This window comes from uncultured Castellaniella sp. (assembly GCF_937988725.1).
Classification (GTDB): domain Bacteria; phylum Pseudomonadota; class Gammaproteobacteria; order Burkholderiales; family Burkholderiaceae_B; genus Castellaniella.
The window spans coordinates 198,337-224,458 of sequence record NZ_CALKHS010000010.1 but is presented as its reverse complement, the minus strand read 5'-3'; the positions used below and the strand labels follow the sequence as shown (position 1 = coordinate 224,458).

General features: G+C 60.1%; 24 protein-coding genes and 3 pseudogenes. 26 read left to right on the top strand and 1 reads right to left on the bottom strand.

Translation table 11 applies throughout. The features are described from left to right. The first annotated feature begins 222 nt into the window (after nt 1-222). The 8 genes and pseudogenes from Q0263_RS11440 to Q0263_RS11410 all read left to right on the top strand — a co-directional run. The gene (locus Q0263_RS11440; protein WP_298016073.1) at nt 223-1,194 is read left to right on the top strand and encodes a F510_1955 family glycosylhydrolase; all 972 of its coding nucleotides are present in this window, start codon (nt 223-225) and stop codon (nt 1,192-1,194) included. Nucleotides 1,195-1,227: 33 nt separating this feature from the next. After that, nucleotides 1,228-3,183, top strand: coding sequence for a protein-disulfide reductase DsbD (gene dsbD / locus Q0263_RS11435; RefSeq protein WP_084386798.1), 1,956 nt, complete (start codon nt 1,228-1,230; stop codon nt 3,181-3,183). A 95-nt stretch (nt 3,184-3,278) separates the two neighbouring features. Then, nucleotides 3,279-4,109, top strand: coding sequence for a TnsA endonuclease N-terminal domain-containing protein (locus Q0263_RS11430; protein WP_298016070.1), 831 nt, complete (start codon nt 3,279-3,281; stop codon nt 4,107-4,109). Further along, the gene (locus Q0263_RS11425; RefSeq protein WP_298016068.1) at nt 4,093-6,177 is read left to right on the top strand and encodes a Mu transposase C-terminal domain-containing protein; all 2,085 of its coding nucleotides are present in this window, start codon (nt 4,093-4,095) and stop codon (nt 6,175-6,177) included. Before Q0263_RS11430 ends, Q0263_RS11425 begins: the two co-directional genes overlap by 17 nt. After that, the gene (locus Q0263_RS11420; protein WP_366140707.1) at nt 6,174-7,715 is read left to right on the top strand and encodes an ATP-binding protein; all 1,542 of its coding nucleotides are present in this window, start codon (nt 6,174-6,176) and stop codon (nt 7,713-7,715) included. Before Q0263_RS11425 ends, Q0263_RS11420 begins: the two co-directional genes overlap by 4 nt. Next, nucleotides 7,678-8,184, top strand: a pseudogene (locus Q0263_RS11415) (integrase core domain-containing protein); the annotation flags it as partial. The gene Q0263_RS11420 and the pseudogene Q0263_RS11415, both read left to right, overlap by 38 nt. 4 nt (nt 8,185-8,188) lie before the next feature. After that, nucleotides 8,189-8,383 carry a DUF411 domain-containing protein gene (locus Q0263_RS17425; protein ID WP_366140706.1) on the top strand — a complete coding sequence of 65 codons (195 nt, stop codon included), beginning with the start codon at nt 8,189-8,191 and terminating at the stop codon, nt 8,381-8,383. A gap of 107 nt (nt 8,384-8,490) precedes the next feature. Then, nucleotides 8,491-8,658: pseudogene (locus tag Q0263_RS11410) on the top strand (MotA/TolQ/ExbB proton channel family protein); the annotation flags it as partial. Here Q0263_RS11410 and merR read toward each other — a convergent pair. Then, complete coding sequence (gene merR, locus Q0263_RS11405) at nt 8,655-9,089, bottom strand: Hg(II)-responsive transcriptional regulator (protein WP_298016066.1); 435 nt, start codon at nt 9,087-9,089, stop codon at nt 8,655-8,657. The pseudogene Q0263_RS11410 and the gene merR overlap by 4 nt on opposite strands. 71 nt (nt 9,090-9,160) lie before the next feature. On the opposite strand from merR, the gene merT reads away from it, so the two are divergent. The 18 genes and pseudogenes from merT (at nt 9,161) to Q0263_RS11320 (ending at nt 26,115) form a co-directional block, all read left to right on the top strand. Further along, nucleotides 9,161-9,511 carry a mercuric ion transporter MerT gene (gene merT / locus Q0263_RS11400; protein ID WP_298016063.1) on the top strand — a complete coding sequence of 117 codons (351 nt, stop codon included), beginning with the start codon at nt 9,161-9,163 and terminating at the stop codon, nt 9,509-9,511. Between the two features lie 12 nt (nt 9,512-9,523). After that, complete coding sequence (merP, locus tag Q0263_RS11395) at nt 9,524-9,796, top strand: mercury resistance system periplasmic binding protein MerP (protein WP_298016061.1); 273 nt, start codon at nt 9,524-9,526, stop codon at nt 9,794-9,796. Nucleotides 9,797-9,826: 30 nt separating this feature from the next. Continuing rightward, the gene (merC, locus tag Q0263_RS11390) at nt 9,827-10,249 is read left to right on the top strand and encodes an organomercurial transporter MerC (protein ID WP_298016059.1); all 423 of its coding nucleotides are present in this window, start codon (nt 9,827-9,829) and stop codon (nt 10,247-10,249) included. A 39-nt stretch (nt 10,250-10,288) separates the two neighbouring features. Further along, nucleotides 10,289-11,974: a mercury(II) reductase gene (gene merA, locus Q0263_RS11385; protein WP_298016057.1), complete on the top strand. Its 1,686-nt coding sequence runs from the start codon at nt 10,289-10,291 to the stop codon at nt 11,972-11,974. 17 nt (nt 11,975-11,991) lie between these two features. Then, nucleotides 11,992-12,081: pseudogene (locus tag Q0263_RS11380) on the top strand (transcriptional regulator MerD); the annotation flags it as partial. A 553-nt stretch (nt 12,082-12,634) separates the two neighbouring features. Beyond that, the gene (locus tag Q0263_RS11375; protein WP_066459622.1) at nt 12,635-13,702 is read left to right on the top strand and encodes a cytochrome D1 domain-containing protein; all 1,068 of its coding nucleotides are present in this window, start codon (nt 12,635-12,637) and stop codon (nt 13,700-13,702) included. A 36-nt stretch (nt 13,703-13,738) separates the two neighbouring features. After that, entirely contained in the window at nt 13,739-14,371 is a 633-nt protein-coding gene (locus tag Q0263_RS11370) for a LemA family protein (protein WP_066459621.1), read from the top strand. 23 nt (nt 14,372-14,394) lie between these two features. Then, nucleotides 14,395-15,225 (top strand): TPM domain-containing protein, encoded by an 831-nt coding sequence (locus Q0263_RS11365; RefSeq protein ID WP_066459661.1) that lies wholly within the window; start codon nt 14,395-14,397, stop codon nt 15,223-15,225. Between the two features lie 2 nt (nt 15,226-15,227). After that, nucleotides 15,228-15,728: a TPM domain-containing protein gene (locus tag Q0263_RS11360; RefSeq protein ID WP_066459619.1), complete on the top strand. Its 501-nt coding sequence runs from the start codon at nt 15,228-15,230 to the stop codon at nt 15,726-15,728. A gap of 343 nt (nt 15,729-16,071) precedes the next feature. Next, nucleotides 16,072-18,504 carry a copper-translocating P-type ATPase gene (locus Q0263_RS11355; RefSeq protein ID WP_298016052.1) on the top strand — a complete coding sequence of 811 codons (2,433 nt, stop codon included), beginning with the start codon at nt 16,072-16,074 and terminating at the stop codon, nt 18,502-18,504. Between the two features lie 50 nt (nt 18,505-18,554). Next, the gene (locus Q0263_RS11350) at nt 18,555-20,381 is read left to right on the top strand and encodes a DUF3141 domain-containing protein (protein WP_298016050.1); all 1,827 of its coding nucleotides are present in this window, start codon (nt 18,555-18,557) and stop codon (nt 20,379-20,381) included. Nucleotides 20,382-20,385: 4 nt separating this feature from the next. Next, nucleotides 20,386-21,576: an acetate/propionate family kinase gene (locus Q0263_RS11345; protein ID WP_066459618.1), complete on the top strand. Its 1,191-nt coding sequence runs from the start codon at nt 20,386-20,388 to the stop codon at nt 21,574-21,576. A gap of 8 nt (nt 21,577-21,584) precedes the next feature. Next, nucleotides 21,585-22,607 (top strand): bifunctional enoyl-CoA hydratase/phosphate acetyltransferase, encoded by a 1,023-nt coding sequence (locus Q0263_RS11340; RefSeq protein WP_066459617.1) that lies wholly within the window; start codon nt 21,585-21,587, stop codon nt 22,605-22,607. Nucleotides 22,608-22,667: 60 nt separating this feature from the next. Beyond that, nucleotides 22,668-23,465 carry a prolipoprotein diacylglyceryl transferase gene (gene lgt / locus Q0263_RS11335; RefSeq protein ID WP_066459614.1) on the top strand — a complete coding sequence of 266 codons (798 nt, stop codon included), beginning with the start codon at nt 22,668-22,670 and terminating at the stop codon, nt 23,463-23,465. Nucleotides 23,466-23,770: 305 nt separating this feature from the next. Continuing rightward, nucleotides 23,771-24,445, top strand: coding sequence for an isoprenylcysteine carboxylmethyltransferase family protein (locus tag Q0263_RS11330; protein WP_066459612.1), 675 nt, complete (start codon nt 23,771-23,773; stop codon nt 24,443-24,445). Between the two features lie 87 nt (nt 24,446-24,532). Continuing rightward, nucleotides 24,533-24,745: a DUF2933 domain-containing protein gene (locus Q0263_RS17420; protein WP_084386796.1), complete on the top strand. Its 213-nt coding sequence runs from the start codon at nt 24,533-24,535 to the stop codon at nt 24,743-24,745. A gap of 385 nt (nt 24,746-25,130) precedes the next feature. Then, on the top strand, nt 25,131-25,631 hold the full coding sequence (locus Q0263_RS11325) for a hypothetical protein (protein WP_066459611.1): 501 nt from the start codon (nt 25,131-25,133) through the stop codon (nt 25,629-25,631). Between the two features lie 10 nt (nt 25,632-25,641). Then, nucleotides 25,642-26,115 (top strand): DUF302 domain-containing protein, encoded by a 474-nt coding sequence (locus tag Q0263_RS11320; protein WP_084386795.1) that lies wholly within the window; start codon nt 25,642-25,644, stop codon nt 26,113-26,115. Nucleotides 26,116-26,122: the final 7 nt, after the last annotated feature.

Here is a 26,122-nt window from a genome sequence, read left to right as displayed (position 1 = left end):
CAAACCGGGAGTTCAAGGCAGGGCACGCGCACGCCGTATGCCCCTACGTACCGTATGCGTATGTGTATGCCCTCACATGACAAAGTTGTAATGAAGGCGTCATCCGATTGCAAGCAAGGGAACGATAAAATGTCCTGCTTGTCGCCCATTCATGGTGACCTCGGCAATCTGGACCCATGACAAACTCATGGAAGAATATTTCGGACTAACGGATATCACGTGATGCGTTCTAAAACAATTTTTACCGCTCTGGCGGCAACAAGCTTCGCCACACTATTGACATTGGGCGGATCTGGCGTCGCAGTCGCCGGCACGCAGCCAGCCACGGCCGATGCGCAAAGTACAAAGGTTTCGGCCCAGACAGCGCCGGTTGAACTCGCGCACGTGCACGGGCTTGCCTATAGTGCGGACGGTCAACAGCTGTTCATCCCGAGCCATTACGGCATTGCGGCGTATGCGGAAGGACGATGGGCAAAAATGCCCGGGCCCGAGCATGATTACATGGGGTTCGCGGCCACCCGTGACGCGCTTTACAGCAGCGGCCATCCCGCGGCTGACTCGAATCTGGTGAACCCGTTCGGTCTCATCAAAAGCACCGATGCGGGTAAAACCTGGCAGCAACTGAGCCTGGAAGGCGAGTCCGATTTCCACACCTTGGCCACCAGCTACGAAACCAATGCGGTTTATGTTCTGAATTATCGTCCCAACACCCGGATGCGCCAGCCTGGCCTGTATATGACCCGGACAGACGGTCTGATCTGGACGCAGGCAGCCGCCGATGGCCTGAAAACTAAAATCAACAGCCTGGCGGTGCACCCCAATGATGCCAATATCGTGGCCGTGGGCGCTGCCGACGGCTTGTACCTGTCGCGCGATGCAGGCAACCATTTTGAACCGCGGGTCGGGAACACTCAGGTGCTCGCGCAGTGGTTCGATCTGGATGGAGAGCACCTTTGGGTCAGCAGTTATGCGAATTCCCCCATGCTGACTCGCATGAGCCTGAAGGACGGTGAGGCCAATGAAAAGATCAAGCTTCCCGCACTGGACGAAGACGCCGTGGCGTTCATTGCCCAGAACCCTGCCCGCCACGACGATCTCGCGATCGCCACCTTCAAACGTAATGCCTATGTCACTCAAGATCGTGGTGCGACCTGGACGCAGATTGCGAAATATGGCACGACGCTTGATAAGTAAGACGCAGAATGCTTTGAATGATGGACGCTTGCTGTGAACGTGACACGATTGATTGCCACCCTACTCTTGCTGGTCTCATCGTGGGCATACGGCGCCAGCCACGAACCACCCCGTGACGCTTCGCCTGGCTCTAGTAGTACGCAAACACAGGTCTTCACCCCTTCAAAAGGTCTTTTCAAATCGATAACCGGTCTTTTTGATGGGTCGTCCTCCGAGCCAGGGCTGTTGCCACCCGAGAAGGCATTTCAGATTTCGGTCGTGGCGCGGGATTTCAACACGCTTGTCGCCACACTGACCCCCGCCAAGGGCTATTATTTGTACCGTAGCCGGATTGCGTTCAGCCTGCCGGATTCTCCGGACATCACGATTGCCAGCACATCGTTACCCTCCGGCAAGCTCAAAGACGACCCAACCTTCGGGGAAGAAGAGGTCTATTACGAGCCCGTAGAAGCCGTCATTGCCCTGGACCGGCCGGCTGACAGTGCGGCCCGGCAATCCCTGACCTTGTTCGCATCCTATCAGGGTTGCAATGATCCCTCAGGTGTTTGTTATCCGCCCATCGAGAAGACGCTCACGGTGCCACTGGCCCAGGCCAATGCCTCCGTTGCTTCTACTCGCACGGCTCCCACGGCGCCAGCCGCTGCGACCGATATCCGTGAACCGCGATCCAACACCAGCCTATCAGAGACCAGCGTAATCGGTAATTTGTTCGCACAAGGCAATGCGTGGGCACTGGTTACCGCATTCTTTGGTTTTGGCCTGATCCTGGCGTTCACCCCGTGCATGCTTCCCATGATCCCGATTCTGTCGGGGATTATCGTCGGACAGGGCCACCACGCCACGCGACGCCAGGCCTTTGGCCTCTCATTGGTCTATGTGCTCGCCATGGCAATGACCTATACGCTGGCGGGCATTGCGGCTGGACTTGCCGGTACGATGCTATCGGCCTATCTGCAAAACCCGTGGGTCCTGGGCGGCTTCGCGACAGTCTTTGTATTGCTTGCGTTATCCATGTTCGGTTTTTACCAGTTGCAGATGCCCGCTGCGATTCAAAGCCGCCTGACGCGCGCAGCCAACCGCACACCAGGCGGCAGGCTGTTTGGCGTCTTTCTGATGGGCGTGCTGTCTGCCGTGATCGTGGGGCCGTGCGTGGCTGCGCCCCTGGCAGGTGCGCTACTGTACATTGGGCAAACGGGTGACGCCGTGGTCGGCGGCATGGCGCTTTTCTCGCTCGCCATCGGCATGGGCGTGCCACTCCTGATCTTTGGCACAAGCGCCGGCGCCTTGCTGCCAAAAGCCGGCCCCTGGATGAAATCCGTCCAGCATTTCTTTGGCGTGACCCTGCTGGCCGTGGCCATTTACCTCGTCTCCCCAGTCATCCCCGCCGTGGTGCATCTGTTCTTATGGGCCATTCTGCTCATCATATCGGCGATGTATCTCAGGGCCTTGGACCCCTTGCCTGCGAGCTCGGCAGGATATATGCGTTTCGGAAAAGGTATTGGGATCATTGCCTTGACACTCGGCCTCGCGCTACTCATCGGCGGCCTTTCGGGCAGCCGAGATGTGCTGCAGCCCTTGGCTGCCCTCAGGAGCGTAAACACCACCACGCCAGCAGGCAGCGCTGCAACCGAGATTACATTCAGGCCCATCAAGAATCTGGCTGACCTGGAGTCACAATTGCAGGCGGCAGACGGCCGTTACGTGATGCTCGATTTTTGGGCGGAATGGTGTATATCGTGTAAGGAAATGGATCGTTTCACCTTTACCGACCCGCGAGTCCGGGGGCGCTTGAAGGACGTCATCCTGCTGCAAGCTGACGTGACGGCAAACAATGCGGATGATCAAGCGCTACTCAAGCGTTTTGCACTTTTTGGGCCTCCCGGGATCCTTTTCTTTGACAGGAAAGGCAAAGAAATCGACTTTCAAGTCATCGGCTTCCAATCGCCAAAACAATTCCTGAAGTCGCTGGACTCGGCCATCCCGCTTTGATTGGTGTCGTCGGATAATAAAGTTGGTAACTTGAGAATAAAGTTGGTAATTTACGAATAAAGTTGGTAAATTCCAGGCATGACTTTGATACGAGAATGACGCTGACCATGGCCGGTTCCAACCTTGATGCCCGTACCGAGAAATGGATTAAGCAAGGGCGAGGCGCGGGTGTTGGCAAAGATTATCGGCCGTGGCTGACGGTGAGGGATCTGCCTTCTTCGGGAAGATCCCACCGCGTGTGGGGATTTCAGGCGCAGCGAACGCACCATCTGCTTTCAGACCTGGAGTTGGCGGCTTTTTTTCTGTTCGACTGGCACCCCGCCGTAACCGACATTCGAGAACAGTACCCGCTCAGGATGACCGATACGGTTGAGCTTGCCGCCAAGGCGGGTATCCGTCACCCGGAGGTGGGTGGCAAGCTTCGGGTCATGTCGACGGACTTCCTCGTGGATACCAGCATGCCGAGCCTGCCTAGAATGGCGGTTCAAGTTAAGCCCTCGTCAGACCTTCTCAAGCATAGAGTCGTTGAAAAGCTGGAGATCGAGCGTCGCTATTGGGAGATGAAAGGCGTGCCGTGGTATTTACTCACGGAAAAACAGATACCCAAGGCGGTGGCCAAGAATATCGAATGGCTGTACCCCGCTCAAACGCCGTTGGGGGACATCGAAGGCCTCCTTGATGTGGCACCCCTGTATCTGAACTATTTTTCGCAGAATCCGGCACTACGGTTATCCGAGGCCGCAATGAGGCTGGATCAGGCCTATTCGCTGGAATTGGGCGAGTCGCTGCAAAAGACCCGCACGCTTCTGGCAATGAGAATGGTGCTCTTTGATATCAGAAGGCCCTGGGCGGATCTTGTGGTGGGTGACCTGCATGCCTCGTCGGATATTCACGCGTTGAGGGATCGCTGTGCTGCGAATCAATGATGTGGTGGCGCATGGAAAAGCCCGATATCGTGTTCTCCTGATCTCCGAGGGCAGGTATACGTGGATCGATATCGACTCGGGCAGCACCCTGCCTGAGCGCATACCCGTCTCGCAAGTCGAGGCGGAGATTCTCTCAGAAACCCTGAGAAAGGTCGATGATCCGTTTGCTGACTTGGCGTCGCAATTGCCCGTGCAGGGCTCGGTTTCTCAGCAGATTCGAGACCAGCGCTTCGCAGTGATTGAAGCCCTGATCAAGCATCCCGACATCGTGCGTCGACGAGGCCGGGGTGCATTGATCAAGGAGGCTGCGGACAGATCAGGCGCGGCACCGAAAACGATTTATGCTCTTTTACGCCAATACTGGCAGCGTGGCGGCACACCAAACGCGCTGTTGCCAGACTACAAGCATTGCGGCGCCAAAGGGAAAAAGCGTAAGAGTTCCAGAAAGAAGCTGGGCCGCCCCAGAAGCGTGTCGCCGGGCACGGGCGCCACGATCAACGCCGATATTGAACGGATGTTCCGGATTGTGCTCGACCGCCACTATCTGACGGATAAGGGTCGCTCTTTGCCCTATACCCACCGCCGTTTTGAGGACATGTACGAGGCGTCTTACCCCGACGTTGAGAAAACGGACTTTCCGACCGTGGCGCAGCTTCGCTTTTTTTATGAACGCGAGTACCTTCGCGCCGAGCGCATCCGGTTGAAAGCCAACAAAATTGAGTATCAGAAGGACATCCGGCCGATACATGGCACGGCCACTGCAGGCGCTCATGGACCGGGTGCCCGCTATGAGATTGATGCGACAATCGCCGACATATACCTGTTGTCCGCTGACAGGCGGAAAATCATCGGACGCCCGACACTGTATGTCGTGGTGGATGTCTACAGCAGGTTGATCGCCGGGTTTTATGTGGGGCTTGAAAACCCGTCCTACGCGACCGCCGTGTTGGCTTTGGCCAATGCCATGACCGACAAGGCGCAGTTGTGCCGCGCGTATGGGTACGAGATAGCCTCCGAGGACTGGCCCTCGGTCGGGCTGCCCGATGCGATTCTTGCCGATCGTGGCGAGCTGCTGGGCCACCAGATCGAATATCTGGAGCAAGCCTTTGGCGTCAGGATCGAAAATACGCCACCCTATCGGGGCGACGCCAAAGGCATTGTGGAGCGCCACTTTCATACGATCCAGGCAGACTTCAAGCCGTTTGCGCCGGGCGTCGTCACGGGCACCATCGTCAAAAAGCGAGGCGGCAAGGATTATCGGCTGGATGCCACCCTGACATTGAATGACTTTACGCAAATCATACTGGGATCAATTCTGCATCGAAATTTGCATGCCGTGTTGGTCAAATATGACCGCGAGCCGGATATGCCCGATACGCTTTCTAGTGTTCCCATCAACCTCTGGCGCTGGGGCATTGCGCACCGAAGCGGACGCTTGAGAACGGTTGCCGACGAGGCGTTGAAATTAGCGCTGTTGCCTCGCGTCAAGGTGACGGTATCGGACTATGGTATCCGGTGTTTTGGCGCCTTTTACTCGTGCAGGGAACTGATGGTCTCTGGCTGGCTGCACAGAACAAGACAAGAGCGGCCCAACACGATGATGGCCGCCTATGATCCGGCAAGTGCGAATACGATCTATGTTTACCCTGACTCAGCTCAGTCGGACTACTGGCGTTGCACCTTGACGGATCGCTCCAGACAGTACCGTGATCAATCCATGTGGGAGCTATGGGCAAGTCAGAAGGCACAACGGAGAACAACCGCATCGGCCCAGTTGCAGGAGCGGGAAAGCAAAAGAAATCTGGATCGCCGCATTCAGGCGACCATCGATCAGGCACAGAGGCTTCGCCCCGCGAGCTTGGGCGACTCAAAGGCGCAGGCCCTGGCGGGCATGAGCAAGAATCGGGAGCGGGCTCGTGAGATGGAGCGTAAGCATCATCGATCATCGGCGCAACCTGAGGGCGGCAAAGAGAGCAAGCCCACATCGCAGGTCATCTATTTGCAGCCCGAGCCCGAAGATGGGGCCTTTCCCGATTTCCTGGATGTTTTGTTTGAGGACGACACGTGACGCTGCCCCAAGGCATGGTTCAGGCCATGTATAGCGATACCGGCGTGAGCCAATATCAGGGAAACCCCCTGATCGAGGCCTTGCCGCCCATACTGGATAAGCGCCAGCTGCGCGACGGGCTATCGGGCCAGATTGCTTTTCGCCCCACCGATGCCTATCTGGATGGCCAGACGAGAATCCACGTCATCGCCCAGTTGCTGGATCGCTTTTTTCAGCCGTTATCGCGCCACATCGAACTGGAGTCAAAGCTTTCCATCCTGCTCAGGCAGGGCTATGTGGGCAGAAACCTGGCCACCGGAGCGCTCAACGCCCACATCCAGAATGGCTATGAGCGCATCATGCTGGGCGATCTGGGTGTTTTTCGGTTTGAACACGTGCAATCGACTGCCAAGAGCCTGGCCTTTATTGGCTGCTCGGGCTCGGGCAAGACCAGTTCGATCAACCGCATATTGGCGACCTACCCGCAGCTCATCTACCACAAGCAGCACAACTTCACCCAGATTGTATTTCTTAAAATTGACTGCCCCCATGACGGTTCGCTGAAAAGTCTATGCCACAATTTTTTCCGGGAAATTGATGCGGTGCTGGCCACGAACTACGTGCGTCGTTATGTCGAGAAGCGCCATAGCGTGGAAACGCTGATCGCCGTGATGGCGCATATTGCCAACACGCACGCCATAGGCCTGTTGGTGATCGATGAGATTCAGCATCTGAGCGTGCGAAACTCGGGCGGCGCTGAACGTATGCTCAACTTTTTCGTCACCTTGGTCAATGAGATTTCGGTGCCCGTGGTGATGGTGGGTACGCCCAAAGCCAGGCCGATCTTTGAGCTGGATCTGCGCTCGGCGCGTCGCGGCGCCGGGTTTGGCTCGATATTGTGGGAGCCAATCAGCAAGCCCGCCGCCGATGAGGATGCCTTGCGTACCGAGTGGGGCGCGTTCACTGGCCGGTTGTGGAGGTATCAATGGCTCACCAAAGCGGCCCCCGAGATGCCCGATGACATCCGCGATGTCTGGTATGACCTCTCTCAAGGCATCATGGATGTGGTCATCAAGCTGTTTGTCCTGTCTCAAATCAGAGCGGTCGTCACAGGCATTGAACGCATTACGCCGGCCTTGATGGAAAAAGTCTATCAGGATGAGCTAAAGCCGATTCATCCCATGATCGATGCGATCCGCTCGGGTGATGTGATGCGGATTGCCCGCTACTCGGATTTGACGATTCCCGATGTGGACAAGAAGATTCTGGAGTTGGGTAGTCTGTTGCACAGCAAGCAGGAGCGTCTGGATGCCACCGCCTTGTACCCGGGCAATGAGCAGGCGATTCGTTTGCACAACTTGCTGGTTGATTTGGGGTGCGCGTCGAGCTTGCTCGAACCGCTGATCAATCGGGTGTTTGAGCGTTTTCCCGGGCTGGCCATGAAGGACATGATGCCCTTGATCCTTAACTGGTATCAGGATGCTGAAAAATCCAAGCCCGCGCGGTTGGCAGCCAAACCACCGCTGGTGCTCCGACGGGTTCGAGTTTCGCTGCGATGATGGCAGCCCTTTGCGGGTGACCTTTGCCCTGGACTGCTGCGACCGTGAGGCCATGAGCTGGTCGGCGACCACGGTTGGACACAGCGGCGATGTGGTGCGCGATGTGATGCTGGCGGCGTTGGAGCATCGGTTCGGCAATACAGATCAAACGCCGCAGCAGATCGAGTGGCTGAGCGATAATGGCTCGGGCTACATTGCAGCAAAGACTCGTGAGTTTGCCAGGCGCATTGGCCTGAAACCGCTGACCACGCCCGTGCGCAGCCCCCAGAGCAACGGCATGGCCGAGAGCTTCGTGAAGACGATCAAGCGCGATTACGTCGCTTTTATGCCCAAGGCCGACGTGCCCACCGCGTTGCAGAATCTGGCGATTGCCTTCGAGCATTACAACGAGCAGCATCCCCACAGTGCGCTGAAGTACAGATCCCCCAGGGAGTTCAGGCGTCACCAGGATTTATCAACCCAAGGGTGATTCCGTGTCCGGTAATACGGGGGCAAATCCACCCGCCACGTACATCAAGCAGATACTGGCTGATCACCTCCCCGTAAAGGGTCTCTCCATACCGGGAATGCCTGTGGGCGCCCCTGGCATGGCGGGCACCGCTGCCGGGCCGCTGAATGTCTACGTTCTGGGCACCGGCTCGGCACCCAAGGTCTTTGCTACCTTTTGAAATCGGCGGGCAATGTACACAAACGAGTTATCGTGCAGACTGCACACACTCAGTGGAGTCACCATGAACCCCAAAAAATATGCAGCCGTCGCGTCACTTGGTCTCGCTATCACGCATTGCTGAGCATTGGCATGTCTGATGGCGTGACCATTAACCGCATTGCTGGACTGGTCGGCGAAGCCCTGATTATGACGGGCGTAGGGCTTGCCGTCGCAATTCCGGCGGTGCTGGCCTACAAGGGGTCGTCTCAGAAAATGGAAAATAAAGCACGCTAAGGCTTAGCCGAACCCGTCAGGTTTGCTCCGCCCTGTAGCGACGCGACCAGCGGACAGGAAACATTCCCCTGCCGCGCGTGGCAGGCGCATACCAGATCAGACAGTACGGCCTCCATGCGCGCCAAGTCGACCATCTTCTCGCGCACGTCCTTGAGCTTGTGCTCGGCCAGACTGCTGGCTTCCTCGCAGTGGGTGCCATCGTCGAGCCGCAGCAAATCGGCGATTTCATCCAGGCTGAAGCCCAGCCGCTGGGCCGATTTCACGAATCGCACTCGCGTCACATCCGCTGCGCCATAGCGGCGAATGCTGCCGTATGGCTTATCCGGTTCCGGCAACAGACCCTTGCGCTGATAGAACCGGATGGTCTCCACGTTGACCCCGGCCGCCTTGGCAAAGACGCCAATGGTCAGGTTCTCCAAATTGTTTTCCATATCGCTTGACTCCGTACATGAGTACGGAAGTAAGGTTACGCTATCCAATTCAAATTCGAAAGGACAAGCGCATGTCTGAACCACAAACCGGGCGCGGCGCGCTCTTCGCTGGCGGGCTGGCCGCCATCCTCGCCTCGACCTGCTGCCTCGGGCCGCTTGTCCTGGTCGCCTTGGGATTCAGCGGGGCATGGATCGGCAACCTGACCGTGCTGGAGCCGTATCGCCCGCTTTTCATCGGCGCAGCGCTTGTGGCGTTGTTCTTCGCCTGGCGGCACATCTACCGCCCTGCGCAAGCCTGTAGGCCGGGTGAGGTCTGCGCGATTCCCCAAGTGCGAGCGACCTACAAGCTCATTTTCTGGGTCGTGGCCGTGCTGGTTCTGGTCGCGCTCGGATTTCCCTATGTCATACCATTTTTCTACTGATCGGAGTTCACCATGAAGAAGCTGTTTGCCTCCTTCGCCCTCGCCGCCGTTGTTGCACCTGTGTGGGCCGCTACCCAGACCGTCACGCTGTCCGTACCGGGCATGACGTGCTCGGCATGCCCAATCACCGTCAAGAAGGCGATTTCCAAGGTCAATGGCGTCAGTAAAGTTGCCGTGACCTTCGAGACCCGCGAAGCGGTTGTCACCTTCGATGATGCCAAGACCAGCGTGCAGAAGCTGACCAAGGCAACCGGGGACGCGGGCTATCCCTCCAGCGTCAAGTAGTGAGCCACTGAACCCGACCCTGGGGCGATCATGGGACTGATCACACGCATTGCCGACAAGGCTGGCGCGCTCGGCAGCGTTGTTTCCGCGATGGGCTGCGCCGCCTGTTTTCCGGCCATCGCCAGCTTGGGCACAGCCATCGGCCTCGGCTTTTTACAGGAATACGAAGGCTTGTTCATTTCCACGCTGCTGCCGCTGTTCGCCGTCGTGGCTTTGCTGGCGAATGCACTGGGCTGGCTCAGTCATCGGCAATGGCACCGCAGCCTGCTCGGCATGATCGGGCCAGCCATCGTGTTCGCCGGGACTGTCTGGTTGCTTGGCAACTGGTGGACAGCGCGCCTCATATACACCGGCCTGGCCCTGATGATCGGCGTGTCGATCTGGGACTTGGTTTCGCCGGCAAATCGCCGCTGCGGCTCGGGCGGCTGCGAACTCCCAGCAAAACATAGCTGACGGCGTGAGCCAGCGGTCAACACAGAAAAGGAACGATGAATGATCACCCTCAAAATCACCGGCATGACTTGCGACTCGTGCGCAGTGCATGTCAAGGAAGCCCTGGAGAAAGTGCCAGGCGTGCAGTCGGCGGATGTCTCCTATACCAAGGGCAGCGCCAAGCTCGCCGTCGAGGCCGGCACATCGTCTGACGCGTGGACTACCGCCGTGGCCGGACTCGGTTATCGGGCCACGCTCGCCGACGCGCCCGTGCCTCCGGTGGGCGGCGGCTTGCTCGTCAAGATGCGCGAATGGCTAGGTAGCGGCGACAAGGCTGGTGGTGACGGTGGCGGATTGCATATTGCCGTTATCGGCAGCGGCGGCGCGGCGATGGCGGCGGCGCTGAAGGCCGTCGAGCAAGGCGTGCACGTCACCCTGATCGAGCGCGGCACTATTGGCGGCACCTGCGTCAATATCGGCTGCGTGCCGTCCAAGATCATGATCCGCGCTGCACACATCGCCCACTTGCGCCGAGAAAGCCCGTTCGATGGTGGCATGCCGCCCACACCGCCGACAATCTTGCGCGAGCGGCTGCTGGCCCAGCAGCAGGCGCGCGTCGACGAACTGCGCCACGCCAAATACGAAGGCATCCTGAATGACAATCCCGCCATCTCCGTGCTGCACGGCGAAGCCCGTTTCAAGGACGCACACAGCCTGACCGTGCAACTCAACGGTGGTGGCGAGCGCGTGGTGACTTTCGACCGTTGCCTGATTGCCACCGGCGCGAGTCCGGCCGTTCCGCCGATCCCCGGCCTGAAAGATACACCCTACTGGACTTCCACCGAGGCGCTGGTCAGCGACACCATTCCTGAGCGGCTGGCCGTGATTGGTTCGTCGGTGGTAGCGCTGGAACTGGCGCAGGCGTTCGCCCGACTGGGCAGCAAAGTAACGATCCTTGCACGCAACACCCTGTTCTTCCGGGAAGACCCGGCCATCGGTGAGGCAATCACGGCGGCGTTTCGCGCCGAAGGGATCGAGGTGCTGGAGCACACCCAGGCCAGCCAGGTCGCGCACGAGGGCGGCGAATTCGTGCTCACCACGGCGCACGGCGAGCTGCGTGCCGACAAACTGCTGGTCGCCACCGGTCGCTCGCCCAACACGCGCAGCCTGGCGCTGGACGCGGCAGGCGTCGCGCTCAACCCGCAAGGCGCTATCGTCATCGACGCCGGCATGCGGACCAGCACGCCGGACATCTACGCGGCCGGCGACTGCACGGACCAGCCTCAGTTCGTCTATGTGGCGGCGGCGGCCGGCACCCGTGCGGCGATCAACATGACGGGCGGTGACGCGGCGCTTAACCTTACCGCCATGCCTGCCGTGGTGTTCACCGATCCGCAAGTCGCCACCGTGGGCTACAGCGAGGCAGAGGCTCATCACGACGGGATCGAGACCGACAGTCGCACTTTGACCTTGGACAACGTGCCGCGTGCGCTCGCCAGCTTTGACACACGCGGCTTCATCAAGCTGGTCATCGAGGAAGGTAGCGGACGGCTCATCGGCGTACAGGCGGTGGCCCCGGAAGCGGGCGAACTGATCCAGACGGCGGTACTCGCCATCCGCAACCGGATGACCGTGCAGGAACTGGCCGACCAGTTGTTCCCCTATCTGACGATGGTCGAAGGCTTGAAGCTCGCGGCGCAGACCTTCAACAAGGATGTGAAGCAACTATCCTGCTGCGCCGGGTAAGGAAAAGGAGGTGTTCGATGAACTCCTACACGGTATCCCGGCTGGCTCTTGAGGCCGGGGGGAGCGTGCATATCGTGCGCGACTACCTGCTGCGCGGGTTGCTGCGGCTGGCATGGTCACAGAGGATGGAGTCTGAAATGGCTTTCGGAAGTTCTGACTCAAAAGGTCCGAACACCGCGATGTCCGAGCTTCAGCCTGATGTGCAGGCGTAAAGCGCCTGGGCTTTGCGAGCCAACCCTGGGGAAGATTTGCCGTTGCCTGCACCACGCCAAAAATTACCAACTTTATTTGCACGAAATCATGCCTGTTCCAGACAGACACTTCGAAAATTTACCAACTTTATTAATTCCAGACTTTTCAGTCGTAACGTATTTGCTAGGGTTCGAGACGTAAAATTTACTAACTTTATTTAGATACCACAATTGGGTTCTTCCAGAACCGTCGCATTGTGCCGTAACCCTTGCGCATCGGGCAGTCTGCCCGGCGCCGGGACGCCTCGCATGTCGATAAAACACGTGAATCGCGCCACATTACAAGATTGTAATTAGCGCGTCATCAATCCGTCAGGGATGGATCGATACAGTGATCGATGGGCAGCACTGCTGCTTTCAATGACATGACTTTCAATGGTTACAACCGTTTCGAACCGGAGATCCGACAATGCTTCAAATACACCCTCTTCTTGCTTCGATTGCCCTCACGCTGGCTGCCGGGGCGGTCCAGGCGGCAACGCTACCGAACGGCGTTGTGTACAGCGCCAATGAAGGCGACGGCTCCGTGAGCGAGATCACCTTGCGTACCGGCGCCGTACACACGGCGAAGGTATCCGTCATCCCGCATAATGTCCAGATCTCCCCTGATGGAAAGACGGTTCTTGCCGTTGGCATGCCGGCGATGACCGGTATGGCCGGGCACGGTATGGGCAATGACCAAGCTGGTGAGAAGACCGATACGCACGCCAGTTCTGAAGATGGTAACGACGCCAAATTACTATTGATCGATGCCGGCCAGATCGACAAGACATTGGCGACGCTGCCTTCAGGCGGTCACCCTGCCCATGTTGTGACAAGCGAAAAGGGTGATCGTGCCTATATCACCAACTCCGAGGCCAATCAGGTCTCGGTCGTTGACATTCAGCACAAGAAAATCATCGCCGAGATTCCCACCGGAGCGTTTCCTCACGGCTTGCGTCTGAGCCCCAATGGGCAAGAACTGTATGTCGCCAACGTCACCGATAACAACGTATCCGTCATAAATACCCAAAATCTCAAAGAATCCGCACGCATCCCTGTTGGCAAGGCCCCGGTTCAAGTTGCCTTTACGCCTGATGGAGCACAGGTCTATGTATCGCTGCGGGATGAAAATAGTGTGGCGATCATCGACACCGTCACCAGACAGGTGCTCAATCGCATAAAGGTTGGCCGCAATCCCATCCAGCTATACACAACCGCGGATGGCAGCAAGGTTTACGTCGCCAATCAGGGCAGCGAGAGCGAGCCCGACAACACGGTCTCTGTCATTGATGTGAAAAGCCAAAGCGTTCAAGCCACGGTGACCACGGGCATGGGCGCCCATGGGGTTGTCGCCAGCAGTGAGGGGGGCTTTGTCTTTGTCACAAACAATCAGGACGACACGGTCAGCGCGATAGACACCAGCACACAGGAGGTTGTCGCCACATACCGGGTGGGGCCCAATCCCAACGGCATTACCTATCGGTCCATCCCGTAAGCCCCATTCCCAGCTCTCTCACATGGAGACCCGAACATGCGGATACTGAAGGCCATTTTTGCGGCGATACTGGCTCTGAGCCTGGCCGGCTGCGGCTACAACACATTCCAGAGTTCAGACGAGCAAGTCAAGGCGAGTTGGTCAGAAGTGGTCAATCAGTATCAGCGCCGCGCGGACCTGATCCCCAACCTGGTGAACACGGTCAAGGGCGAGGCAAATTTCGAACAGAGCACATTGACGCAAGTGATCGAGGCACGCTCAAGGGCCACCTCGATTCAGGCGACTGCCGAGCTGCTCAACAACCCCGAAGCGTTCCAGAAATTCCAGCAGGCGCAAGGCCAGCTGACGGGCGCCTTGTCGCGGCTCATGGCTGTCTCCGAGAACTACCCGGCCCTGCGGAGCAACCAGGGATTCCGCGACCTGTCGGCACAGTTGGAAGGCACCGAGAACCGCATCACCGTAGCGCGCAACCGTTATATCAAGTCCGTGCAAGACTACAACGTGACGGTACGAACCTTTCCTTCCAATCTGACTGCAATGTTGTTTGGCTACAAGGAAAAGCCCAACTTCACTGTCGAAAACGAGAAGGAAATAGCAAAGCCACCCAACGTCAGCTTTGAGAAACCGGTCGGCGGTGCGATACCGGCAACGTCCGGGGCGGTGCGGTGACCATTGGCGAGACGGTAGGCCGGATTGTCGGCGCCCTGCTGCTGGCCAGTTCGCTCGTCTGGAGCGCGCTTGCCATAGCGCAAGTGCCCGTGCCCCCATTGACGGGGCACGTCATCGACCAGACCAAGACCCTGGACACTGAGCAGAAGGCCACGCTGGAGCAGGCGCTGACCGACTTCGAGGCCAGGAAAGGCACACAAATCGCGGTGCTGATCGTCGCATCGACTGCACCCGAGCAGATCGAGCAGTTCTCGTTGCGTGTTGCCGAGCAATGGAAACCGGGACGCGCAAAAGTCGACGACGGCGCGATTCTTGTGGTGGCCAAAGACGACCGCACAGTGCGCATCGAGGTCGGCTATGGTCTGGAAGGCGCACTCACTGATCTCACCTCCGGGCGCATTATCAGCGAGCTCATCCTGCCCCGATTCAGGCAGCAGGACTTCTACGGCGGCATCGCCGCCGGGGTTGGGCAGATTATCCGCACTGTCGACGGCGAGGCCTTGCCAGCGCCAGAAGACAGGGGCCCTGCCCCCCAGGGTGACATCCAGCGCTACGGCCCTGTTCTCTTCATCGTGGCCCTCGCCCTGGGCGGTCTGCTGCGCTCGACGATAGGTAGGGTACCGGGTGCTGTCGTCACGGGCGGTGTGGTGGGCGCGGTGGCATGGCTCATGGTCGGTGCGCTATCGATCGCGCTTTTTTCGGCCATCGCGGCGCTGCTGTTCACCTTGATGGGTGGCGGCCGGGCCTTGCACGGGTTGGGGGGTCTATACCGCGGCGGCCGTGGTCATCGTGGCGGCGGCTTTCGCGGCGGTGGTGGTGGCTTCGGTGGCGGTGGCGCCTCGGGCAGGTGGTGACCATGAAGAGCCCGCGCATCGTGTGTCACCTGCTGACAACCGACTGGTATGTCCAGCGGTGCTTCCCCCGCAGTGCAATGGTGGCGATCGAGCGGGCGATCAAGGATAGCGAGGCCAGGCACGACGGCGAGATCCGCATCGCGATCGAGGGTTCGCTGGAGTTTCGCGCGCTGTTGCACGCACAGTCGGCCCGTGAACGGGCAATCGAGCTGTTCTCGCAGCTTCGGGTGTGGGACACCCAACACAATAACGGCTTGTTGATCTACCTGCTGCTCGCCGATCACGCGGTAGAGATCGTGGCGGACCGGGGCATTCACGAGAAGGTCAGCCAGGGCGAATGGAATGCGGTGTGCCGTCAGATGGAATCCGCCTTCAAACAATTCGAGTTCGAAAGTGGTGTGGTGGATGGTATCCGGATGGTGACACAACACTTGGTAACACACTTCCCGGCCAGTGGCCAATACGCAAACGAGTTGCCCGATGAACCAGCGGTACTGCGATGACACGGCCAGGGCAAGAGCATCAATCGCAAAGGCAGCCCAGACGAGTCATCAAATCATGGGGTCTCGGCTCACTGACGGTCACCGGTCACGATGCACCAACCAAGCTTGCGCCACCATGACATTACAGAATTGTCATGATGGTGTCATCTGATTGACATGAACACCTCGCTAGACTCTTATATATCAATGCAATAGCTGCGTGGGTTGCTTATTAGCGCCCAATGCCAGGCGCCAGCGTGATCTTATGCATCAACGATTTTTGTGTAGACGGCAACGCAATATTGGTTACGCGAAACAGGACCGTACGTGCCACCGCCTTACCCACAGTAACGGAGACGACTCCATGACTCAGCAGCAGCCCATAAAACGACCCGAACACGCGCAGCACGGTAAACAAGGGGCTGCCCAATACACCACCTCTACCCAATACACCTGCCCGATGCACCCCGAGGTGATCTCCGATCAGCCCGGTGACTGTCCGAAGTGCGGCATGCACCTGGTGCCCGTGCAAAGCGGCGAGCCACAGGCGCAGTCCCGCCATGACAAGGGTCATGGCCATGGTCACGGGCACGGGCACGCCCATCAAGCCGGCCATGAAACCGCTGCGCCGGTTCGCGGCGGCCAGTACGACCAGGTGCCCGCCGGCTATGTCGGTGCGGTCTACACCTGCCCGATGCACCCCGAGGTGCGGCAGACCACGCACGGCGCCTGTCCCCTGTGTGGCATGGGCCTGGAGCTGGAATCCGCCGCGGCCGGCGACGAGGGGCCCAATCCCGAACTGGTGGATTTCACCCGCCGCTTCTGGGTCGCGGCCGTCCTCACGATCCCGGTGCTAGTGCTGGCGATGGCTCCTTATCTGGGCCTCACGGCGATTCGCGACTTCTTCGGTGAACGAACCTCGATGTGGATCGAGCTCGTGTTCAGCACCCCGGTGATCCTGTGGTCGGGCTGGCCATTTTTCGTGCGCGGCTGGAATTCGTTTCGCACCATGAACCTCAACATGTTCAGCCTGATCGGCATGGGGGTCGCCGCGGCCTATCTCTTCTCGATCGTCGCGGTGCTGGTGCCGGGCATCTTCCCGGAAGGCTTTCGCGACCCCGTAAGCGGCCAGGTCGGAATCTATTTCGAGGCCGCGGCAGTCATCGTTGCCCTGGTGCTGCTTGGCCAAGTCATGGAGCTGCGTGCCCGTGAAGGCACCGGCAAGGCGATCCGCGCGCTGCTGGACATGGCCGCCAAGACCGCCCGGGTAATCCGCGCTGACGGCACCGAGGAAGAAATCCCCCTGGAAGCCGTGCGGGTGGGCGATCACCTGCGGGTGCGCCCCGGCGACAAGGTGCCGGTGGACGGCATGGTGCTCGAGGGCCGCTCTGCCATCGACGAGTCAATGATCTCCGGTGAGCCAATTCCGGTGGAAAAAACCAAGGACGACAAGGTCACCGGTGCCACGATCAACGGTACCGGCAGCCTCATCATGGAAGCCACCCGGGTCGGTGCCGATACCACGCTCAGCCAGATCGTCGAGATGGTGGCCAATGCCCAGCGCTCGCGCGCGCCCATCCAGAAATTCGCCGACCAGGTGGCGGGCTGGTTCGTCCCCGCGGTCATTGGCGTTGCGGTCTTGTCCTTCATCGCCTGGGCGATCTGGGGGCCGGTGCCGGCCTTGGCCTACGCGCTGGTCTCGGCGGTGGCGGTGCTGATCATCGCCTGCCCCTGCGCGCTGGGGCTCGCCACGCCGATGTCGATCATGACGGCCACCGGGCGCGGTGCGCAGTTGGGGGTGCTGATCAAGAACGCCGAGGCGCTGGAGCGCTTCGCCAAGGTCGACACGCTGATCGTCGACAAGACCGGCACCCTGACCGAAGGCAAGCCCAAGCTCGTCGCCGTGCTGCCCGAAGCCGGGCACGACGAGACCGAGGTGCTGCGGCTGGCGGCGACGCTGGAAATAGGATCCGAGCACCCGCTGGCCGACGCCATCGTCGCCGGCGCCGAGGAGCGCGGAGTCGAATTGGGCAAGGCCGATGATTTCGAGGCGGTGACCGGCATGGGCGTCAAAGGTGTGGTCGATGGCCACCAGGTGGCGCTCGGCAATGCCAGGCTGATGGCCGAGCTGGGCCTCGATGGCGGCCCACTGGCCGCCGTCGCCAACGCTCGCCGCGACGAGGGCGAGACGGTCATGTTCGTGGTGCTCGACGGCGCCATCGCAGGGCTGGTCAGCGTCGCCGACCCGGTGAAAGCCACCACGCCCGATGCCCTCAAGGCACTGCACAAACTGGGCTTTCGCATCATCATGGCCACGGGCGACAACGAGCGCACCGCAAAGGCGGTGGCCGAGCGCCTGGGAATCGATGAAATCCGCGCCGACGTGCTGCCCGAGGACAAGGCGCGCATCATCCGCGAGCTGCAGGCCAAAGGCCACAGGGTGGCGATGGCGGGCGACGGCGTCAACGATGCCCCCGCGCTGGCGCAGGCCGACGTCGGCATCGCCATGGGCACCGGTGCCGATGTGGCGATCGAAAGCGCGGGTTTCACCCTGGTCAAGGGCAATCTCGATGGCATCGTGCGCGCCCGCAAGCTGGCGCTGGCCACCATGCGCAACATCAAGCAGAACCTGTTTTTCGCACTGATCTATAACGGCGCGGGCGTGCCGATCGCCGCCGGGATCCTCTATCCGTTCTTCGGCATCCTGATCGGACCCATGTTTGCCGCCTTTGCGATGACCGCCTCCTCGCTGTCAGTGGTCTTGAACGCGCTGCGCCTGCGCCGCGAGAAGATTTGATCCAGGCCACCTTAATTAAATCAGATTTGCACACCGCGAGGTAAGCCACAATGAATGCCAAACTATCGACAGTCAAAACCCCTGCGGTGCGTAAAGCTCCTCGCGGGCGCCAATCCGCCTCCTCCCAGACAGCGGCCGATCCGAAAACCGCCCGTGCGTTCGACCACACCACCATTCCAAGCAATCCCGCAGCGGAACTACTCGCCTACCAGGCCGACCTGTGGCGACGCGGCGTGCGCTACCTGGATACGCTGCGCCAGCGTGCCGACAACATGCTCGAGCATGAGCAGGCCGGCATGCCGCCACTGCTCGACTTCGACTACGAGATGCTTCTGGACGGCCGCCGACTGGAGCGTCCCACCAACTATGCGCTGCTGCGCATCACCCGGGTCGGCGAAGACTGTCTGGAAGACTGCCTTGACGAGACCAAGCCGCCGGTGATGATCGTCGACCCGCGCGCCGGTCATGGCCCGGGCATCGGCGGTTTCAAACAAGACTCCGAAGTGGGCATGGCGCTGCACGAGGGGCACCCGGTCTACTTCGTGATCTTCTTTCCCGAGCCCATGCCCGGGCAGACGCTGGAAGACGTACTGCACGCCCTGCGACGCTTCGTCGAAACGCTGACCGAGCGGCATCCAGGCAAGCCACCGGTGCTCTACGGCAACTGTCAGGCGGGCTGGGCCATTGCGCTGCTCTCGGCTGATTGCGTAGGTCTGGCCGGACCAGCGGTACTCAACGGCTCACCGCTGTCTTACTGGTCTGGCGAATCCGGGGTCAATCCCATGCGCCTGGCCGGCGGACTGCTGGGTGGCGCCTGGATGACGCACCTGCTGGCGGACCTGGGGGACGGGCGTTTTGACGGCGCCCATCTGGCGGCCAACTTCGAATCCCTCAAGCCAGCAAATACCTTGTGGCAGAAGGATTACCAGCTGTTTGCCGACATCGACGGCCAGCGCGAGCGCTTTCTGGATTTCGAGCGCTGGTGGACCGGCTTCTATAGCCTGAGCAAGGAAGAGATCGTTGCCATTGTCGAAAACCTCTTCATCGGTAATCAGATCGAGCGTGGCGAGTTTGAAATCTGCCCCGGTTGTACCGTCGACCTCAAGCGTATCCGCAACCCGCTGGTGATCTTCGCCTCCAGCGGCGACAACATCACCCCGCCGCACCAGGCGCTCAACTGGATCCCGGCGGTGTACCCAACCACCGAGGCACTCAAGGCCGCCGATCAGCGCATCGTCTATCTGCTCAACCCACACGTGGGCCATCTGGGAATCTTCGTGTCCGCCAAGGTCGCACGACTGGAGCACCGGGCGATCCTCGAGAGTGTCGGCGATCTCAATGACCTTGCCCCTGGGCTCTACGAGATGAAGATCGACAATCCCACCGGCGACCCGGACTGCCACAAGCCCGAGTTCCAGGTGCGTTTCGAGGAACGTCGAGTGGAAGACCTGGATTACGCCGACCAAACGGCGGCGTTCAAGCAGGTAAAAACCCTCTCCGCGCGCAACGTGGCCCTCTACGAGACCTTCGTCGGACCCTGGGTGCGGCTGGCCACCACCCCCTGGTCAGCCGAGATGCTGCGTCAGTTGCATCCGGCACGAACCAGCCGGCTGATGTTCTCGGAGCGCTTCTCACCCTGGATGAGCGGCGTGAAGTGGCTGGCCGAGAGGGTGGAAACCACGCCAACGCCGGTCGATAGCAGCAGCCCCTACCGGCAATGGGAGACATTGATGAGCGACTCGATCGCCTCGACACTGACGCAGGCTGGTACGACTCGCGACAGCGTCTTCGAGAGGGTGTTCGAGGGGCTCTATGGCGGGTCATGGCTTGGCAAGGGCGAGACAGAGACACCCCATTTCCACGAGAAGGAGATGTAAGGAAGTGTCGACGCGCCCATCCATCCTGGTGGTCAACTGCGGCTCATCCAGCCTGAAATTCGCCGTGTTCGGCCTGGCCGATGGCCTCAATCGTCAGTTGTGGGGGGAGGCCAGCGGCATCGGCACTGAACAGGGACGGTTCCGCGTGGTGGACGCTCGGGAACAAGTCCTCGCAAACAACGACGTGCGATTCGCGGATCATGCGGCAGCCATTGCGCGTCTCGACGAGATCTTGCGTCAGCAAGGTGAAGGGCTGAATCTGGTTGGCATCGGGCACCGAGTGGTCCACGGCGGGGCGGACTGTGACTGTTCGCAGCGTATCGACGACACACTGCTGCGTCGTCTGGACACGCTGATTCCACTGGCTCCGCTGCATCTGCCGCACAACCTGGCCGGCATCGCCGCCATGCGCGCGCATTTTCCCAACGTACCCCAGCTCGCCTGCTTCGACACGGCGTTTCATCACGGCCTGCCTGAGGTCGCCCGGCATACCGGACTGCCTCGGGAGTACGAGGCCCAGGGCGTGCGTCGCTATGGCTTTCACGGGCTCTCCTACGAATTCATCGTCGAGGATGTGGTGCGCCGCCACGGTCCAGCGGCACTTGACGAACGCCTGATCGTCGCGCACCTGGGCAACGGCGCCTCCTTGGCGGCGATCCGCGGTGGGCGCAGCGTCGAGACGACGATGGGTTTCAGCGCTCTGGGCGGCATGCCTATGGGTACCCGCAGCGGCGATCTGGATCCCGGCATCCTGCTGTATCTGGCCGGGCAGCAAGGACTCGATCCTAAAGCTCTCCAGTCATTGCTCTACCAACGCTGCGGCTTACTGGGCCTCTCTGGCGTGAGCGCCGATATGGGCGAGCTCCTGGCGCGCCGTCAGGACACCCCAGAGGCCGCGCAGGCGATCGACTTCTTTTGTCATCGCGCGCGCCACTTCATCGGCGCCCTGAGCGCCGCCCTCGGCGGGCTGGACCGGCTGATCTTCACCGGCGGCATCGGCGCGAACGCGCCGGACATCCGCGCGCAGATCTGCGATGGCCTGGCGTATCTGGGCGTGACACTGGACCCAGGGCGCAATCGCAAGCCCGAGCCGCTGATCTCCGCCGCCGAGGGCCTGGTCCAGGTGGAAGCCGTGACCACCGATGAAGAACGGATGATCGCGCGGCACGTGCAGCGCCTGTATGCCAACCAATGAAAGGAAACATGATCAATAACGCCGTCCAACGATTGGCCACGCTTGATGACCTGGTGCAGCAGGCACGGCACGGGGACCCGATTCGGGTCGCCGTGGTCAACGCGGCACAGGCTGCAGTGCTGGAAACACTTCGCGATGCGGTACGACTCGGAATCGCTGAACCGGTGCTGATCGGTCGCTGCGTCGAGATCGCCAAGGTCGCAGCCACGCTCGGCTGGGAGCTCGACCTGGCCTCCGTGATCGAAGCGGACTCGGAGGCGGATGCCGCCCGCCGCGGGGTGGAACTCGTGCGCGCCGGTCGCGCCGACGCGCTGATGAAGGGACACATCCACACCGATGCCTTCATGCGCGCCCTGCTCGACAGCGAGCACGGCCTGCGCCAGCCCGGCAGCCGCGTCAGCCACGTCTTTCTGGTAGATATACCCAATTACCCACGGTTGCTCGCCATCAGCGATGCAGCGGTGAATATCACGCCAGACCTCAACGCCAAGGCACAGATTCTGCAGAACGCCATCGCACTGATGCACATGATCGGCGTCGAGGTGCCCCGGGCGGCCGTAATCTCGGCGGTAGAGACCGTCAACCCGGCCATCCCCTCCACTCTGGACGCGGCCTGCCTGACGCTGATGGCCCGCCGCGGGCAAATCATTGGCGCCGAGGTCGACGGGCCACTGGCCTTTGATAACGCCATCTCCGAACGTGCAGCCCGGGAAAAAGGGATCGAGTCATCGGTGGCAGGCCAAGCGGATATCCTGCTGATGCCGGACCTGGTCTCGGGCAACATTCTGGCGAAAAACCTGGAGTACCACGGTGGCGCCACCGCAGCGGGGGTGGTCATGGGACTGACGGTGCCGGTAGTGCTGAGTTCTCGGGCCGACCCGCCGGCGGCACGCCTGGCGGGACTGGGCGTCGCGGCGCTGATGTACCGGGCGGGAATCCGGCTGCCGATCCCAATCGTGCCGGAGACGGAATCCGCCTTCCCCTGTGCCCCGCAACCCGAGTCGGCTTGTTGCCCCAAGGAGGTGTGCTGATGGACGCCCAGACGTTGGAACATGACTAATCCACGGTAATCTTTTAATCGGGCCACATCCATGCTGCAATACCCCCAGATCGACCCCATCGCCTTGCAAATCGGACCACTTGCCATCCACTGGTATGGCCTGATGTATCTCACCGGCTTTGCCCTGGCATGGCTGCTGGGCCGCTGGCGCATCCGGCATCACCCCTGCGGCCTGACCCTACGCGATCTCGAGGACATCATCTTTTACAGCGTGCTAGGCGTGGTGATTGGCGGGCGCCTGGGGTATGTACTGTTTTACAAACCGGGCGAGTACCTGAGCCACCCGCTCTCGGCGCTCTACCTATGGGAAGGCGGCATGTCGTTTCACGGTGGTCTGCTGGGCGTAATCGTGGCCATGCTGATCTTTGCCCGCAAGCGCGGTCGCACACTGCTGGAGATTGGCGACTTTGTCGCGCCACTCATCCCTTTGGGCCTGGCTGCTGGGCGCCTGGGCAACTTTATCAATGGCGAGCTATGGGGCCGCGCCACCACAGTGCCTTGGGGCATGGTGTTTCCACAAACGGGGGACGGCATCGCACGCCACCCATCGCAACTCTATGAAATGGGACTCGAAGGCTTTGCGCTGTTTGCACTTATCTGGTGGTTTGCACGCAAGCCACGTCCGATCGGGCAAACAAGTGCGGTGTTCTTGATGGGCTACGGGGTCTTTAGATTTATGGTGGAGTTCACCCGCGAGCCGGATAACTATCTCGGCTTATTCGCGGGTGGCCTGTCGATGGGCCAGTTACTTTCATTACCCATGATTCTCTTCGGAATTTTTATTTACTGGTGGGCCGCAAGACGATCGGCCCACGCACTGACGCCGTGACTGTCTCAGTCTGAGGTGGTGAACATTGCAAAGTTGTCATCGCAGCGTCATCCGATCGACATGAGCGCTTCACTAAACTCTTATACATCAATGCAATAGTTGCGTGGGTCGCGTATAAGCGGCCGACCTCGATATCTTGCTCGTTCCGATCACAGGATGCACACACGTGAAACACCAGCCACCACTTTCCATCGCTTTACCCTCCTCGGCGTCGTACGCGCTCAAGACTCGGACATCCGGCTTCAAACGGAGTCTGGCACCGTACACAGGGCGATCCCTCACAGCGCTTCAAAAGGACATCCATCATGGATGAATCGATCTCTCATTCAAGCGTCTGGGGCATTGCAGCGATCATGATCGTGATTGCGTCCTGGTTCTTCTACCGCTACCTGGCTCCGAAGACCTGGCGTGAATGGGCCAGCGCGGGACTCGTGCAGGCATTCATCATCGCACTGTACGCCGAGATGTACGGCTTCCCGCTCACCATCTATCTGATGGTCCGGTTCTTCGGGCTAGACAGTGCAAATCTGAGCGCCAGTCTCTGGTCCACGCTGCTGGGCGTGGGTGAGCTGGGCATGATGATCTCGATGCTGCTCGGCTATCTCTTGCTGTTTGTCGGCATTGGTTTGTTCGCCCAGGGCTGGCGCGAGCTCTACCGTGCGCAAAAGGAGAAGCGTCTCGCCACCGGTGGCTTGTATGCGCTGGTCAGGCACCCTCAGTACACCGGCCTGTTCATTGGCCTCTTTGGCGAGGGCGTCGTGCATTGGCCGACGATCTTCTCGGTGACGCTATTTCCCGTGATTGTGCTGATCTATTGGCTGCTTGCACGAAATGAGGAGAAACGCGTGCTGGCGGAATTCGGCGATGAGTATCGCGCCTATCGGCGACGCGTTCCGATGTTCATTCCGCGAATCGGCCAGTGGCGGCGACTGGTCGAGCGCTCCAGGGGCGGCAGCGAGCAGGAACTGCCGCGGCATTGACATGCCAAGACCAATCGCTCGCCGCCTTGCGCGGCTGTCCAGAACGAAAGGTCGACGTCTGAACGATCTCAACGAAAGGAGCTGGAAATGGCTTGGCTAACAGAGAACTGGATCTGGGTACTGTTTGGAGTGGCGTTCATTGCCATGCACTTGTTCGGACACGGGTGCCATGGAGGACATGGTGGAGGCCATGGCTCGGGTTCTGGCGAAGATCGCGACGCGAACAGGACCGCCGACCCAAAGGCCGTAGGGAACCCGCCGAGCGCCACGGGCGGTAGCCGCGAACCACATCCTCATTAGGAGAGCTTCCTGTACGGGGCGTATGCCGGGATGGTGTACGTGCCGATCTACAACTTCTTCAAGCGGCGCTGGGACACCGGACAATGACGAATATCTCGCACGCGTTCCACATCACACTGCGAGTTTTGAGGAGGATCCCGAGGGCCACGATGCCATTTGAACACATCCAGGCAGGCAGAGCAGATCCTGCGGGACTCGTTGACGACCACGACCTACTAACCAAGCCTGCACCGCCATTACATTACGACATTGTCATGCTGGTGTCATCAGATCGACATAAGCGCTTCGCTAAACTTTCATATATCAATGCAATACATGCGTCAGTTGTTTATTAGCTGCCGCACCCTGACAGTCGCAACTGTCTCTAGCTGACCAGGAGTTCAACATGACCTACCTCCGTACCTTTGCATCTATTGCCGTTCTGACCAGTGCAGCCCTGACCGCCCCGGCCTGGGCTGCCAATGGCGATCAAAACGACAGCCATCATCCGGCAAATGACACCGTCGCGCAGGCTGCTCAGGCGCAATCGGGTAGCCCGGGCGCAGGTATGCGCGCGGGCACGACTGCCCCCGACTATGCCAGCCAGATGAAGGCCATGCAGCAGATGCACGATGCAATGCTGGCCGCGAAGACGCCCGAGGAGCACAGTGCGCTGATGGCCAAGCAGATGAAACTCATGCAAGGCGGCATGAATATGATGGGTAGCATGGGCGGCATGAGCATGATGGGCCGCGGCATGGGCAGTGGCATGAGCACAGGCGCAGCGCCGGGCAAGTCGGCCGACATGGCCACCCGCCAGGACATGCTGGAGCAGCGTATGGACATGATGCAGTCCATGATGCAGATGATGACAGACCGCCTGCAGGCGCTTCCTGCAACAAAATGAGGAATCAGCCATGAGTACTTCAAATTCCCCTCACACGGCAGCAAGCGCGCAACAGCCACCTGCCACCCCCTATGGTTTTCGCTGTGACATCCAGGACAAGGACTTTGTGACGGCCGTCGCCCGCGTCACCGAAGCGCTGAAAGCCGAAGGCTTTGGCGTCCTGACCGAGATCGACGTGCAGGCCACGATGAAGGCCAAGCTGGGCATCGAGGGGCGACCCTACCGCATCCTCGGCGCCTGCAATCCGCCGCTGGCCCACCGCGCCCTGGAGGCTGAACCCGACATCGGCCTGCTGCTGCCCTGCAACGTCGTCGTGCGTGAAGAGGCCGACGGTCGCCTGGTCGTTGCCTTCATGGACCCCGTTGCGGTGTTGCAGATGACCTCGAACCCCGAGGTCGGGCGCATCGCCCACGAGGTGCGCGATCGGCTTGAGCGGGTGAAATCTGCACTGGCCAGTAGCACAACCCCGGCAGCCAAGGGCTGAGGGAGTG

Coding starts and splice junctions, on each gene's coding strand:
- Q0263_RS11440 (WP_298016073.1), top strand. CDS start 223: ATGCGTTCTAAAACAATTTTTACCGCTCTGGCGGCAACAAGCTTCGCC.
- Q0263_RS11430 (WP_298016070.1), top strand. CDS start 3,279: ATGACGCTGACCATGGCCGGTTCCAACCTTGATGCCCGTACCGAGAAA.
- merR (WP_298016066.1), bottom strand. CDS start 9,089: ATGGAAAACAATTTGGAGAACCTGACCATTGGCGTCTTTGCCAAGGCG.
- merT (WP_298016063.1), top strand. CDS start 9,161: ATGTCTGAACCACAAACCGGGCGCGGCGCGCTCTTCGCTGGCGGGCTG.
- merP (WP_298016061.1), top strand. CDS start 9,524: ATGAAGAAGCTGTTTGCCTCCTTCGCCCTCGCCGCCGTTGTTGCACCT.
- merC (WP_298016059.1), top strand. CDS start 9,827: ATGGGACTGATCACACGCATTGCCGACAAGGCTGGCGCGCTCGGCAGC.
- merA (WP_298016057.1), top strand. CDS start 10,289: ATGATCACCCTCAAAATCACCGGCATGACTTGCGACTCGTGCGCAGTG.
- Q0263_RS11375 (WP_066459622.1), top strand. CDS start 12,635: ATGCTTCAAATACACCCTCTTCTTGCTTCGATTGCCCTCACGCTGGCT.
- Q0263_RS11370 (WP_066459621.1), top strand. CDS start 13,739: ATGCGGATACTGAAGGCCATTTTTGCGGCGATACTGGCTCTGAGCCTG.
- Q0263_RS11360 (WP_066459619.1), top strand. CDS start 15,228: ATGAAGAGCCCGCGCATCGTGTGTCACCTGCTGACAACCGACTGGTAT.
- Q0263_RS11355 (WP_298016052.1), top strand. CDS start 16,072: ATGACTCAGCAGCAGCCCATAAAACGACCCGAACACGCGCAGCACGGT.
- Q0263_RS11350 (WP_298016050.1), top strand. CDS start 18,555: ATGAATGCCAAACTATCGACAGTCAAAACCCCTGCGGTGCGTAAAGCT.
- Q0263_RS11340 (WP_066459617.1), top strand. CDS start 21,585: ATGATCAATAACGCCGTCCAACGATTGGCCACGCTTGATGACCTGGTG.
- lgt (WP_066459614.1), top strand. CDS start 22,668: ATGCTGCAATACCCCCAGATCGACCCCATCGCCTTGCAAATCGGACCA.
- Q0263_RS11330 (WP_066459612.1), top strand. CDS start 23,771: ATGGATGAATCGATCTCTCATTCAAGCGTCTGGGGCATTGCAGCGATC.
- Q0263_RS17420 (WP_084386796.1), top strand. CDS start 24,533: ATGGCTTGGCTAACAGAGAACTGGATCTGGGTACTGTTTGGAGTGGCG.
- Q0263_RS11325 (WP_066459611.1), top strand. CDS start 25,131: ATGACCTACCTCCGTACCTTTGCATCTATTGCCGTTCTGACCAGTGCA.
- Q0263_RS11320 (WP_084386795.1), top strand. CDS start 25,642: ATGAGTACTTCAAATTCCCCTCACACGGCAGCAAGCGCGCAACAGCCA.